Annotated in this window: 13 protein-coding genes; 10 read left to right on the forward strand and 3 right to left on the reverse strand. The window is 69.4% G+C overall.

Features of this window, described 5'->3' with window-relative positions:
• Nucleotides 1–538: 538 nt before the first annotated feature.
• On the reverse strand, nucleotides 539–2,266 hold the full coding sequence (gene glpD / locus RN743_RS06820) for a glycerol-3-phosphate dehydrogenase (RefSeq protein ID WP_310777983.1): 1,728 nt from the start codon (nucleotides 2,264–2,266) through the stop codon (nucleotides 539–541).
• A complete protein-coding gene (locus RN743_RS06825) occupies nucleotides 2,263–3,297 on the reverse strand; it encodes a zinc-binding dehydrogenase (RefSeq protein ID WP_310777985.1) in 1,035 nt (344 codons plus the stop codon). Before RN743_RS06825 ends, glpD begins: the two co-directional genes overlap by 4 nt.
• A 244-nt stretch (nucleotides 3,298–3,541) precedes the next feature.
• Here RN743_RS06825 and sufC point away from each other — a divergent pair, with 244 nt between their 5' ends.
• Genes sufC through RN743_RS06875 form a run of 10 tightly spaced genes read left to right on the forward strand, consistent with a single transcriptional unit; the run spans nucleotide 3,542 to nucleotide 11,279 of the window.
• Entirely contained in the window at nucleotides 3,542–4,315 is a 774-nt protein-coding gene (gene sufC / locus RN743_RS06830) for a Fe-S cluster assembly ATPase SufC (RefSeq protein ID WP_310777988.1), read from the forward strand.
• A gap of 25 nt (nucleotides 4,316–4,340) precedes the next feature.
• Nucleotides 4,341–5,756 carry a Fe-S cluster assembly protein SufB gene (sufB, locus tag RN743_RS06835; RefSeq protein WP_310777992.1) on the forward strand — a complete coding sequence of 472 codons (1,416 nt, stop codon included), beginning with the start codon at nucleotides 4,341–4,343 and terminating at the stop codon, nucleotides 5,754–5,756.
• Nucleotides 5,757–5,805: 49 nt separating this feature from the next.
• A complete protein-coding gene (gene sufD, locus RN743_RS06840; protein ID WP_310777996.1) occupies nucleotides 5,806–7,137 on the forward strand; it encodes a Fe-S cluster assembly protein SufD in 1,332 nt (443 codons plus the stop codon).
• Complete coding sequence (locus RN743_RS06845) at nucleotides 7,134–7,445, forward strand: non-heme iron oxygenase ferredoxin subunit (protein ID WP_310777999.1); 312 nt, start codon at nucleotides 7,134–7,136, stop codon at nucleotides 7,443–7,445. Before sufD ends, RN743_RS06845 begins: the two co-directional genes overlap by 4 nt.
• A gap of 44 nt (nucleotides 7,446–7,489) precedes the next feature.
• Nucleotides 7,490–8,812, forward strand: a complete 1,323-nt coding sequence (locus RN743_RS06850) for a cysteine desulfurase (RefSeq protein WP_310778002.1) — start codon at nucleotides 7,490–7,492, stop codon at nucleotides 8,810–8,812.
• A 4-nt stretch (nucleotides 8,813–8,816) separates the two neighbouring features.
• Nucleotides 8,817–9,314 carry a Fe-S cluster assembly sulfur transfer protein SufU gene (gene sufU / locus RN743_RS06855; RefSeq protein WP_310778003.1) on the forward strand — a complete coding sequence of 166 codons (498 nt, stop codon included), beginning with the start codon at nucleotides 8,817–8,819 and terminating at the stop codon, nucleotides 9,312–9,314.
• A complete protein-coding gene (gene rsgA, locus RN743_RS06860; RefSeq protein ID WP_310778006.1) occupies nucleotides 9,311–10,222 on the forward strand; it encodes a ribosome small subunit-dependent GTPase A in 912 nt (303 codons plus the stop codon). The genes sufU and rsgA overlap by 4 nt, the downstream gene beginning before the upstream one ends.
• Nucleotides 10,219–10,815: a CoA pyrophosphatase gene (locus RN743_RS06865; RefSeq protein ID WP_310778008.1), complete on the forward strand. Its 597-nt coding sequence runs from the start codon at nucleotides 10,219–10,221 to the stop codon at nucleotides 10,813–10,815. The genes rsgA and RN743_RS06865 overlap by 4 nt, the downstream gene beginning before the upstream one ends.
• Nucleotides 10,812–11,006: a hypothetical protein gene (locus RN743_RS06870; protein WP_310778011.1), complete on the forward strand. Its 195-nt coding sequence runs from the start codon at nucleotides 10,812–10,814 to the stop codon at nucleotides 11,004–11,006. Before RN743_RS06865 ends, RN743_RS06870 begins: the two co-directional genes overlap by 4 nt.
• Nucleotides 11,007–11,279, forward strand: a complete 273-nt coding sequence (locus RN743_RS06875; protein WP_310778260.1) for an OsmC family protein — start codon at nucleotides 11,007–11,009, stop codon at nucleotides 11,277–11,279.
• Here RN743_RS06875 and RN743_RS06880 read toward each other — a convergent pair.
• A complete protein-coding gene (locus RN743_RS06880) occupies nucleotides 11,276–12,649 on the reverse strand; it encodes a dipeptidase (protein WP_310778014.1) in 1,374 nt (457 codons plus the stop codon). The two genes, RN743_RS06875 and RN743_RS06880, sit on opposite strands and share 4 nt — an antisense overlap.
• Nucleotides 12,650–12,661: the final 12 nt, after the last annotated feature.

Consider the following 12,661-nt stretch of genomic DNA (forward strand, 5'->3'; position numbering starts at 1 on the left):
CCCCCCTCCTCCATCGTCCCTGCACCTAACGCCGCACCGAACGCCGGATCCGGACACAGATCGCTCCCATAGTATAAGGCCTTCCTGCCGTTTAACGAATTCTCTCGCCCAATGGTGACACGCCGGACGGAAGCGTCGGCTTCGATGACCCAGCGGTTGAGGGCATCCCTGGCCAGCGCGAGATCGGTCTCCGCAAGGACCGTGCCTTCCGCGCCCCGGGCCTCGAGCCGGACGAGGTCGGCGCGCACCCGAATGTTCACGCGGACGGAATCCCGGCGCGGCACCGTGTCGAGCACCACGCTTCCGGCTCCGGCCGCGGCGAACACGTACGCGTCGATGTCGAGCGGATTGACCAGCAGGATCCGGTATTCGCGGGTCGGACCCTCGCCCGGTAGCAGGGTGAGCCCGGCGTTGCCGCCAGACAGCACGGAATCGGGCGGGACCCCGGACGAATCCGGGGGATCGTCCGCGGGAGCGCACGCGGCCGCGAGGCAGGCAAGCGCGGAAAGCGCGGGGGCCGGCCGGAAAGCCCGCCGCTTCAGTGGGCCTCCTTCGCGCGGGCCGCCAGTTCGCGGATCGCTCCGTCGTCCACCGCCCGGAAGGCCAGCGCCCGTTTCACTTCCTCCATCCGTTGTTCCTCCGTCCAGTGCAGCTCCGGGGCCACGACTTCGGCGACGCGGCGCGCGGCCTCCGGCGTTCCGGAGCGCGTCTCGAGGCCGACCCGCATCCGTCGAAAGAGAATGTCCTCGACGTGCAGGGCCATCTCGCTCCGCACCGCATACACCGCTTCGGCGAGAAGGTGCGGCCGCTCGGCAACGACCCGCTCACCGAGCCGCGGGTTTCGTTCCACCAGGTCGAGCACCCGGTTCGCTCTCGTCCCGTACGCGCGCGTGAGCCGGTCGGCGGAGGCGCGCTCAAGCTCTTGCTCGCGGGCACGCGCCCGGATCCGGCCGCGGAGCGTGTCCAGATCCCGGAACCGCGCCCCGGGGAGCGGAACCTTGTCCGTGTCCACCTTCCGAAGCGCCTTCACGCCCGCCGGCGCGAGGAACGACTGCACGCGATCGACCGTCGTCTCGGCCATGTGCCGGTGAGAGGTCAGCTTTCCTCCGCTGAGGGTGAAGACGCCCGGGGGATGCTGATGGACCTCGAACTCCCTCGAGATGGCGCCCTCGTCGGCGCCGGCCGCGGGCGGCGCGACGAGCGGCCGCAGGCCGGCCCAGGCGCTGACCACATCCTCCGGTCCCAGCCTCGAGGCGGGGAGCAGGCGACGGGTGGCCTCGAGCAGGTAGGCGATGTCCCTCGGAGTGGCCGCGACCTCGTGCGGCGGGCCGTCGAAGAACTCGTCGGTGGTGCCGATGAGGGTCAGGTCCTCCCGCCACGGAAGGATGAACATCACACGGCCGTCCTGGGGCGCCTCGAAGATCAGAGCGCCGGAGTGCCCCACCCGTTCGCGCGCCACGTGGATGTGCGTCCCCCGCGAAGGACGGATGCGCACCGCGGGCGCCGCTTCCCCGCCCCGGGCGGGCCCCCGGGAGCCCGCGGTGACGCGGTCGAGCATCTGTTCGGCCCACACGCCGGTGGCGTTGACGATCGCAAGCGCGTCGACCTCCACTTCCCTTCCGCTCTCCACGTCCCTGACCCGCGCCCGGTGGCCCGGCCAGTCGGAGGCGTCGACACGTACGACCTCGGCCCGGTTGACCGCGGTCGCGCCGGCCTCGACGGCCGCTACGACGGTGGTGAGGACGAGCCGCGCATCGTCGACCTGGGCGTCGAAATAGCGCGCGCCGCCGAGCAGCCCCTCGGCGCGCAGCTCCGGTTCACGGGCGAGCATCCCCTCGGCGTCGAGCATCTGATGGCGTTCGATGTTCCGGAACAGCGAGAGCGCGTCGTAGAGCCACAGCCCCGCGTCCAGCTTCCTCCGGCCGACGCGGCCGTCCCGGAAGATGGGAAAGTGGAACTCCAGCGGCCGGACGAGGTGGGTCGCGATCCGAAGCAGGGTCCGGCGTTCCTGGCTCGCCTCGAACACGAGGTCGAACTCGAAGTGCTCCAGGTAGCGCAGGCCGCCGTGGACGAGACGGGAAGAACGGCTGCTCGTGCCCGACGCGAAGTCCGCGGCTTCGACGAGAGCGGTGCGAAAACCGCGGCGGGCCGCGTCGCGCGCGACGGCCGCGCCGGAGATGCCGCCGCCGATCACGAGGATGTCGAAGGCGGTCTCCGCGAGGCTCCGGAACCGCCCGGCGCGCCCCGGAGCCGCTGCCGGGTTCACGGCTCGAGGACGAGCTTCCCGAAGACGCCGCCCGCCTCCAGCCGCTCGTGGGCCTCGCGCGCCCGGTCCAGCGGCCACACGTCATCGACGACCGGCGTGAGTGTGCCGTCCAGCACGAGCCCCATCACGGCCTCGAACTCGGCACGCGTCGCCATCGTCGTCCCCATGACCGACGTCTGACTCCAGAACAGGCGCGCGATGTTCAGCGTGCCCTGCGGTCCGGTCGTCGCACCGTACACGACCATCCTGCCCGCGCGCGCCAGTGCGCGCACGCAACCCTCCCACGTCGCCGCGCCCACGCTGTCGAGGACGAGGTCGACCCCGCGCTTCCCCGTCTCCATCCACACGCGCCGCGAGAAATCCTCCTCGAGACGATCGATGACGAGGTCCGCTCCGAGCGCCTCCACGCGCCGTACGTTCTCCGGGCCGCTCGTGACCGCGAATACCCGCGCCCCGTGGTGTTTCGCGATCTGGATCGCGGCGGTGGAGACGCCGCCCGACGCCCCGGTGACGAGGACCGTCTCTCCGGGCGCCAGCCGCCCCCGCGAGAGGAGTCCGCGCCACGCCGTCTGGTATACGAGCGGCGCCACGGCCGCGGTCGCGAACGGGAAGCCATCGGGCAGCCGGACCAGGTTGCGCGCCGGCACCGCTACCTGTTCCGCGAAGCCGCCGGGCACGTGCTCGCCGAGGATGCGGTACGTCGTGCAGAGGGGGTGCACCTCGCGGGCGCACCACTCGCAGTCGGTGTCGACGCACCAGAGGCCCGGGTTTACGGCGACCCGGTCGCCGGGGGCCCAGCCCTCCACGCCAGCCCCGGTCGCCGCGATCTCGCCCGCCACGTCCGACCCTCCGATGTGCGGCATCGTCAGCGTGAGTCCCGGCAGACCGCGCCGCGTCCACAGGTCGAGGTGATTGAGGCCCGCCGCGCGCACGCGGATCAGCACCTCGCCGGGGCCCGCCGCCGGCTCGGGCAGGTCGCCGATGCGGATGACGTCGGGCCCCCCGTGTTGTTCGAAGTAGGCCGCTTTCATGGCCGCCAACCTACGGTTGCGCCGAAGTGCGTGCAGCGGGCCGCCGATACTCGAAGCGGACGGAGACCGGCGGGCCGCGATCACGTCACCACGGTTGAGAACGGGTCTCAACGAGGCTTGATATGGGGCCGTGCGCCGCGTACTTTGTCCCGCCGATAATCGTTATCGGTTCATCTTGAATTGAACGCTGTATTTCCAGGCCGGCGCCCCTGGGCGGCCGGCCTTTCGCACCAAGAGGACACGAATGTCAGAACCGCTTCTGTCGATACGCGGACTCCGGGCGAAGGTCGAAGGCGAGGACGGGGAGATCCTCCGCGGCGTCGACCTGGACCTCGAGCGCGGCGAAGTGCACGCGCTGATGGGACCCAACGGCTCGGGCAAGAGCACGCTCGCCAAGGTCATCGCGGGCCATCCCGCGTACGAGGTGACGGCCGGAGAGATCCTGTTCGAGGGGGAAGATGTCCTCGAGCTGGAGCCCGATGAGCGGAGCCGCGCGGGGATCTTCCTCGCCTTCCAGTATCCGGCGGAGATCCCGGGCGTCTCGATCGCCAATTTTCTGCGCACCGCCGTGAATTCGCGGCTGGGCGAGGGCGAGGAGATGGACGTGTTCGGGTTCCAGCGCACGCTCACGGAGAAGATGGAGATGCTGAAGATGGATCCGGGTTTCGCGACCCGGTATGTGAACGACGGCTTCTCCGGCGGCGAGAAGAAGCGCAACGAGATCCTGCAGATGGCCGTGCTTCGGCCGGCGCTCGGAGTTCTGGACGAGACGGACAGCGGACTCGACATCGACGCGCTCAAGGTCGTGGCCCGCGGAGTGAACCGCCTCTCGGAAGCCGACGAGGCGCTCGGCGTGCTGCTCATCACGCACTACAAGCGGATCCTCAACTACATCCAGCCGGACGTCGTGCACGTGATGATGGCCGGCCGCATCGCGGAAAGCGGCGGCGCCTCGCTTGCCGACAAGCTGGAAGCCGAGGGGTACGACTGGCTGCATCAGGCCGCGGCGGCCGTCTGACTCCGTAAGGGAAGGTGGAAGAACCATGCCTCAGAACGAGACCATCGCCGGGCTCGGGCTCGACGAGTACAAGTACGGCTTCGTCACGGAGGACAAGCCCGTCTTCAAGGCCGTCCCCGGCCTCTCCAGCGACATCGTCCGACAGATCTCGCATCACAAGGAGGAGCCGGACTGGATGCTCGAGTTCCGACTGAAGGCGCTCGACGTCTACTACTCCAAGCCGATGCCGAAGTGGGGCGGGGATCTCTCGAAGCTCGAGGACACGCTCGACGAGATCTACTTCTACCTCAAGCCGCAGGACCAGATGGAGCGGTCCTGGGACGATGTCCCGCAGGAGATCAAGGACACGTTCGAGAAGCTCGGGATCCCCGAGGCGGAGCGTAAGGCGCTCGCCGGAGTCGGAGCCCAGTACGAGTCCGAGATGGTCTACCACTCCCTGAAGGAACAGTGGGAGGAGCAGGGCGTGATCTTCGAGTCGATCGAGGATGGACTCGCGAAGCACCCGGAGCTGTTCCGGCAGTACTTCTCGACCGTCGTTCCGACGCACGACAACAAGTTCGCGGCGCTCAACTCGGCCGTGTGGTCGGGCGGATCGTTCGTCTACATCCCGAAGGGGGTGAAGGTGGAGATTCCGCTCCAGGCCTACTTCCGGGTCAACGCGGAGCGCATGGGCCAGTTCGAGCGCACCCTCATCATCTGCGAGGAGGGGGCCGAGGCCCACTACATCGAGGGCTGCACGGCGCCGGTCTACTCGACGGACTCGTTCCACTCCGGCGTCATCGAGATCGTGGTCAAGAAGGGCGCGCGCTTCCGCTACACCACGATCCAGAACTGGTCGAACAACATGTACAACCTCGTCACGCAGCGGGCGCTCGTGCACGAGGACGCGAAGATGGAGTGGCTCGACGGGAACCTGGGCTCGAAACTCACGATGAAGTATCCGTCGTGCTTCCTGGTCGGAGAGCGGGCGCACGGCGAGATCCTCTCCATCGCGTACGCGGGGGACGGCCAGCACCAGGACACGGGCGGCAAGGTGATCCACGCCGCCCCCAACACGACGTCCCAGATCACCTCGAAGTCCATCTCGAAGGGGCTCGGGCGCTCCTCGTACCGCGGACTGTGCAAGGTGTATGACGGCGCGGAAGGCGCGAAGTCCAACGTCGAGTGCGACGCGCTGCTGCTCGACGAGCAGTCTCGGACGGACACCTACCCCTACATCGAGATTGATGAGAACACGGCGTCGATCGGGCACGAGGCCACGGTATCGAAGGTGGGCGACGAGCAGCTCTTCTACTTGATGAGCCGTGGCCTGGACGAGGCGGAGGCGATGGCGATGATCGTGCGCGGCTTCATCGAGCCGGTGGCCAAGGAGCTGCCGCTCGAGTACGCGATCGAACTGAACCGGCTGATCGAACTGGAGATGGAAGGGTCGGTCGGATAGCCGTCCGAACTCCCACTCCCGGACACGGACGACGAGGGATTCTCGGGATATGAGCACGATGACGGCCGGGCCGGCGCAGTCGACGCTGGCCACGGCGGATTTCGATATGCTTGCCGGCAGGCTGACGGAGCCGGAAGCGATCGCGGGGGCGCGGGCCGCCGCATGGGAACGGTTCACCGCCCTTCCCTGGCCGACGAAGAAGTCGGAGGAATGGCGGTACACGGACCTCACGAAGGTCGGTTTCGAGACGCTGACGCCGGTCGTCCCGGCGCCCGCCACGTCGGAAGCGCTGTCGGCGGATGTGCGCGAGGTGCTCGGGCGCTCCGGAGAGCGGGCGGGCGTCGTCGTGCTCCGCGAGGGGCGGGTCGCGCATCTCGAACTCGAACCCGAGGTGGCGCGGAGCGGCGTGGTCCTGTGCTCGATCCGGGACGCGGCGGACCGGCATCCGGAGGTGCTGAGGCGCGCGCTGTTCGAAGCGCAGCCGGGGCCCGCGGAGGAGAAGCTCTGGGCGCTGCACCTCGCCCTCCTGGGCGGCGGCTACTTCCTGCATGTGCCGCGCGGGGTTGAGATGCCGGCGCCGATCCACGCGTTCCACATCGTCGAGCGGGCGGGCACGCTCTCCTCGGCACATTCGTTCGTGTACGCGGAGTCGGGCGCGCGGGCCGCGGTGATCGACGAGTTCCTCTCCGACGATCTCGATGCGGAGACCGTCTCGCTGCACGGGGCGACGATCACGGGGGAGGGGGGCGCGGGGATCGAGTACGTCGCGCTCCAGCGCTTCGGCCGGGGCGTGAAGCGGTTCTCGACGCAGCACGTCGCCGCGGGCCGCGACTCGCGGATCGTGACGTTCAACGTCACGCTGGGCGGCGACCTCTCGCGGGCGGACGTCACGAGCCGTCTCGACGGGCCCGGGAGCGACAGCGAGATGCTCGCGCTCTGGTTCGGCGACTCCGACCAGCACTTCGACCACCACACGCTGCAGCACCACGCGGCGCCGCACGCGCACAGCGATCTGCTGTTCAAGGGGGCGCTCACGGACTCGGGGTCGAGCGTGTTCCGCGGGCTGATCCGGGTCGACAAGGGCGCCCAGCTCACGGACGCCTACCAGACGAACCGCAACCTGCTCCTGAGCGAGGGCTCTCATGCCTCCGCGCTTCCCAACCTGGAGATCGAGGCCGACGATGTGCGCTGCTCGCACGGGGCGACGATCGGGCAGGTGGAGGACGGGCAACTCTTCTACCTGATGAGCCGCGGCCTCACGCGGCGCCAGGCCGAGCGCCTGCTCGTGTTCGGGTTCTTCGACGAGGTTCTGGGCCGCCTTCCGATGGAGGGGGTGCGGGCGCGCGTACGCGAAGCGATCGAGGAGAAGATCGGGCTATGAGCCGATTCGTCACGGTGGCCAGGGTCGACGATGTACCGGAGAACGGGACGTGCGGGGTGATGGCCGAGGACCTGGCGATCGCCCTTATCCGGAGCGGGGGCGAGGTGTACGCGCTCGAGGACTGCTGCTCCCACGAGGAGTTCCCGCTCTCGGACGGCGAGGTCGAGGCGGGCGAGATCACCTGCCTCCTCCACGGGGCGCGCTTCGATCTCGCGACTGGCGAGCCGAGGGCGCTCCCGGCGGTCATGCCGGTCCGGCGCTTCGACGTGCGGATCGACGGGGACGACATTCAGGTCGACCTCGCCTGAACGGCCCAGCCGAGGACCGGAGCCCGATGGCGGAGACGGCAGGAATGACGGATACGAAGCGCGCGACGGGCGTGCTTGCGTCCGACGGCCCCCCGGGGGCGGCCGATCGCCGCGATGCCGGTGGGGCTTCGGAGAATGGCGCCTGGGATCTCGCGGAGATCCGGGCCCAGTTCCCCATTCTCTCGCGGGAAGTCAACGGCCACCCTTTGGCCTATCTGGACAACGCGGCGAGCTCGCAGCAGCCGCTCCGCGTGCTGGACCGGGTCGAACGCTATCTGCGCCAGCAGCACGCGAACGTGCACCGCGGGGTGCACCAGCTCAGCGCGGAGGCGACGGAGGCCTACGAGGGCGCGCGCCGTTCGGTGGCGGCGCACGCGGGCACGACGGACCCGGCGGAGATCGTCTTCACGCGCGGCACGACGGAGGCGGTGAACCTCGTCGCGTCGAGTTGGGGGGACGCGTTCATCGGCGCGGGCGACGAGATCGTGCTCACGAAGATGGAGCACCACTCGAACCTCGTGCCGTGGCAACTTCTCGCGGGCCGTACGGGGTGCGTTCTCCGCTTCGTCGACGTCACGGCCGGGGGCAGGCTCGATCTGGACGACTTCGACCGGCTCCTCGGGGAGCGGACCCGGCTCGTCGCCTGTACGCACGTCTCCAACAGCCTGGGGACCGTCAATCCGGTCCGGGAGATCGTGGACCGGGCCCACGCGGCCGGGGCGTTGACGCTCATCGACGGCGCGCAGGCCGCGCCCCACATGCTGACCGACGTCGCGAAGACCGGGTGCGACTTCTACGCGTTCAGCAGCCACAAGATGTGCGGCCCCACCGGCGTCGGGGCGCTGTGGGCCAGGCGCGAGCTGCTGGAGGAGATGCCTCCGTACCAGGGCGGGGGCGAGATGATCTCGGATGTACGGCTCGAGGGATCTTCCTGGGCGAAGGTGCCGCACAAGTTCGAGGCCGGAACGCCCAACATCTCGGGCGTCGTGGGCTTCGGCGAAGCCGCCCGCTTCCTCGCGGACCTCGGGTCGGAGGCGATCGCGTCGCACGAGGACACCCTGAAGCGAGCCGCGCTCGAGCGGCTCGACGAGATCGAAGGGCTTCGCCTGTACGGCCCCCGCGAGGAGCGGACGGCGGTCTTCTCCTTCACGTACGGCGACATCCATCCGCACGACCTCTCGACGATCCTCGACCAGCGCGGCATCGCGATCCGGGCGGGGCACCACTGCAACCAGCCGCTGATGGACCACTACGGGCTCAGCGCCACGGCCCGGGCCAGTTTCTACTTCTACAACTCGCCGCGGGAAATCGACGCGCTGTGCGACGGCCTCGCCCTGGCAGCCGAAGTCTTCGGCGGACTGGCGTGAACCGATGATCGAACCCCGTTCGGGAGCGTCCGGGACCATCGACCGGGAAATCCCCTCGTCGCTCAATCAGCTGTACCAGGAAGTCATCCTCGACCACTACCGGAAACCCCGGAACAAGGGACATCTGGAGGGGGCCACGCACGCGATCACGATGAACAACCCGCTCTGCGGCGACGTGATCGAACTCATGTTGCGCGTGGAGGGAGGGAGCATCGCGGAGGCGCGCTTCCTGGGCCGCGGGTGCTCGATCAGCCTCGCGTCGGCGTCGATGCTCACGGGACGCGTGAAGGGGAAGTCGCTCGACCAGGCGCTGGAACTCGCCGGGAAGTTCACTCATCTCCTGCACGGAAACGAGGCGCTGCTGTCGGACGACGACCTCGGCGATCTGCGCACGCTGGCGGGGGTTTCGAAGTTTCCGGTTCGCATCAAGTGCGCGCTGCTGGCGTGGAACTGTCTCGAGGAGCTGGGGGACGGGACGGACGAGGACCGCGGCCCGGCGTGACACCCGGTGGCCCCTCCGCTGCCGTCGGCCGCGTGCTGCGGATCGCGGGCGGGGTCTATCACGTGGACGATTCCACAACGGTGGTCCAGGCATCGCTTCGCGGGCGCCTGAAACGGACGGATTCGCGCATCGTTTCGGTCGGTGACCTCGTCGAACTGGAACGCGTCGGCGACGAGATGCGGATCGTTCGGCTCCGCGCGCGAAGCGGCGCGCTCTCCCGGCACGGCGTCTCCAAACGGCGCGAGCAGGTGATCGTCGCGAACGTGGATCAGGTCGCCGTCGTCGTTTCGGTGACGGCGCCCGATCCCGATTTCCTCATGGTGGACCGACTGCTCGCGCTTGCGGCGCTGAGCGGCATCGACGCCTTCCTCATCGTGAACAAGACGGACCTCGCGGAGCCCGCGTCCGGAGACGGCCTCGGGCAGTACGCGGCGCTCGGCGTGGCGACGCTGCGGACGAGCGCCGAATCGAGGGCCGGACTGACGGCGCTTGCCGGACGCCTCGCGAGCCGGATCACCGTGCTCAGCGGGCAGTCGGGCGTGGGGAAGTCGAGCCTGTTGAACGCGCTCGTCCCCGAACTCGACCTCCGCGTCGGCGAGATCAGCGAGCGGCGGGGACGAGGACGGCACACGACGGTGGCTTCGGCGCTCTATCGATATCCTGGCGGCGGCTACGTGGCGGACACGCCCGGCCTTCAGTACCTGGCGCTGTGGGGGCTGGATCCGGCGGAGCTTCCGGGGGGCTTCGTCGAGATCGCGCAAGCGGGGGAGGGCTGCCGGTTCGCGGACTGCCGACACCGGGTGGAGCCGGATTGCGCGGTGCGCGCGGCCGTGGAGGATGGGACGATCCGGCGCCGGCGGCTGGAGAGCTACCTGCGGCTCCTCGACGAAGCGGAGAAGGGTCGGTGAGCGAAGGCTGGAGCCCGGGGCGGGTCGCGCGTCGGCTGGCGGCGGCGGGCCACACCGCCGTCGACGCCGGGGCGGCGGAGCGTCACGCGGCCGTGACCCTCGTGGTTCGTCCGCGGGGCCACGATCTGGAGGTGCTCTTCGTCCGGCGGGCGGAGGTGCCCGGCGATCCATGGTCCGGCCACATGGCGCTTCCCGGCGGACACCGGGATGCGGCGGACCCGGATCTCCTGGAGACGGCGCGCCGCGAGTTGCGCGAGGAGGTCGGGCTCGATCTGCCGCGCGGCGGGTTCCTCGGGCGGCTCGACGACCTGCACCCGGTGACGCGCCGGATCCCGTCGATCCTCATCTCCCCCTTCGTCGCCTGGCACGGGGAGGACGTCCGCATCTCCACCAATGCCGAGGTGCAGTATCACGTGTGGGCCCCGCTCGGCGCGCTGCGCGACCCGTCTCTGCGCTCCGAGATCCGCTACCCGGATGGTGGCCGGGAACACGCGTGGCCTTCCATTTTGTACGAGGGCGACGCCATTTGGGGGCTGACGCACCGCGTCGTCATGAACTTCCTCGACATCATCACGGAGAGAACCAGCGAATGAGTGAAGTCGTCTACCGCTCGCACGTGAAGATCGTGCGGCAGAAGGGACCGTACCGGACGGCGGAGATCCCGGCCACGGATGCACCGGTCGACTTCGGCGTCCATTCGGCGATCGCCGAGTACTACGGGGTCCGCGACCAACGCGATGTCGCCACGACCCTCGACTATGTCATCGCCGCAACCGGCGGCTGACTGGCCGGAACCTTCGGGGGCGCGCTGGAAGCGCGTGGCGTAAAGGCCGATGAGGGACGGTTGGTGGCGAACGTGGAGGGCGAGGTCGAGACGGACGACGGCGTGCTCGTGATCCGGCGGATCCGGGCTCGATATCGTCTTCAGGCGGACGAGGCGCATGCCGACGCCATCCGGCGCGCCTTCGAGGCCCACCCGCCGAAGTGTCCGGTCTACCGAACGCTCTCCGGCTGCATCGAGATCACGACGGAACTCGACATCGTACCCGTCGCCTAGGCCAACGGGTCGGCGAGGCGGCCGTAGAGGTCGGCGAGGGCCGCGATCCCCTTTCGGTAGACGCCGAGATCGATCCACTCGTCCGGCGCGTGCATGTTGCTGCCGGGAAGCCCGAAGCCGATGAGGAGCGCGGGTGCGCCGAACGTCTCCTCGAATTCCTGCACGATGGGGATCGAACCGCCCTCGCGGATGTACGCGGGCGGGGCGCCGAACCCCGACTCCAGCGCGGCGGAGGCGGCGTCGAAGACGGGATGTCCGGTGTCGGCCACCCACGGGGCGCCGCCATGCGAGCGCTTGATCTCGATCGTCACACCCTCCGGCGCGAGTTCGCGGACGCGGGCCTCGAACGCGTCGACCACCTGCGCCGGATCCTGATCCGGAACCAGCCGCATCGACACCTTCGCCATCGCGTGCGAGGGGAGAACGGTCTTCGAGCCTTCGCCGGTGAAGCCGCTCAGGAGCCCGTTCACGTCGAGCGTGGGGCGATACCACAGCCGCTCCAGCGCCGAGAACCCGGCTTCCCCGCCCAGGGCCGGCGCTCCGACGCCCGCCCGGAGCGTCTCTTCATCCATGGGGAGGCGTTCGAGATCGGCGCGTTCGCGGGGGCTGATGGGTCGGACCGCATCGTAATACCCGGGCACGGTGGCCCGGCCGTACTCGTCGCGGAGGCCGGCGAGGATGGCGGCGAGGGCGTTGGCGGGGTTCACGACCGCGCCGCCGTAGGTGCCGGAGTGGAGGTCGGACCGGGGGCCGTGGACGTTGATCTCGGTGTAGACGATGCCCCGCAGCCCGGTCGTGATGCACGGCAACTCGGGGGAGAACATCCCGGTGTCGCTGACGAGGATTGCGTCGCAGGCGAGCCGCTCGGCGTGCTCGTGGAGGAACGCGGCGAGGTGGCGGCTTCCCACCTCCTCTTCGCCCTCGATCACGAGCTTGAGGTTGACGGGGACCTCCGCCCCGGACGCGAGGCGCGTTTCGAGCGCCTTGATGTGCATGTGGACCTGCCCCTTGTCGTCGATCGAGCCGCGGGCGTACAGGCGGCCGTCGCGGACCGCCGGTTCGAAGGGCGGGCTCGTCCACAACTCGTCCGGCTCCGAGGGCTGCACATCGTAGTGTCCGTATACGAGCACGGTGGGGGCCCCCTCCGCGTGGATCCGTTCACCCACGACGATGGGGTGCCCGCCGGTTTCGATGACCTCGGCCTCGTCCATCCCCGCCGCGAGGAGATGCTCGGCGACCCAGTCGGCGCAGGCGCGGACGTCGCCCGCATGCTCGGGATCGGTGCTGATGCTGGGGATGCGGAGAAAGGCCTTGAGTTCGTCGTGGAACCTCGCGAGTTCGCGGTCGACGTGGGCGGCGAAATCGAACATGTGACTCCCGGG

It is taken from the genome of Candidatus Palauibacter scopulicola, from assembly GCF_947581915.1.
Classification (GTDB): Bacteria; Gemmatimonadota; Gemmatimonadetes; order Palauibacterales; family Palauibacteraceae; genus Palauibacter; species Palauibacter scopulicola.

What these genes read in the sequence shown, in the direction of transcription:
- RN743_RS06825 (WP_310777985.1), bottom strand. Translation starts at nt 3,297, where the DNA reads ATGAAAGCGGCCTACTTCGAACAACACGGGGGGCCCGACGTCATCCGC.
- sufC (WP_310777988.1), top strand. Translation starts at nt 3,542, where the DNA reads ATGTCAGAACCGCTTCTGTCGATACGCGGACTCCGGGCGAAGGTCGAA.
- sufB (WP_310777992.1), top strand. Translation starts at nt 4,341, where the DNA reads ATGCCTCAGAACGAGACCATCGCCGGGCTCGGGCTCGACGAGTACAAG.
- sufD (WP_310777996.1), top strand. Translation starts at nt 5,806, where the DNA reads ATGAGCACGATGACGGCCGGGCCGGCGCAGTCGACGCTGGCCACGGCG.
- RN743_RS06845 (WP_310777999.1), top strand. Translation starts at nt 7,134, where the DNA reads ATGAGCCGATTCGTCACGGTGGCCAGGGTCGACGATGTACCGGAGAAC.
- RN743_RS06850 (WP_310778002.1), top strand. Translation starts at nt 7,490, where the DNA reads ATGACGGATACGAAGCGCGCGACGGGCGTGCTTGCGTCCGACGGCCCC.
- sufU (WP_310778003.1), top strand. Translation starts at nt 8,817, where the DNA reads ATGATCGAACCCCGTTCGGGAGCGTCCGGGACCATCGACCGGGAAATC.
- RN743_RS06870 (WP_310778011.1), top strand. Translation starts at nt 10,812, where the DNA reads ATGAGTGAAGTCGTCTACCGCTCGCACGTGAAGATCGTGCGGCAGAAG.
- RN743_RS06880 (WP_310778014.1), bottom strand. Translation starts at nt 12,649, where the DNA reads ATGTTCGATTTCGCCGCCCACGTCGACCGCGAACTCGCGAGGTTCCAC.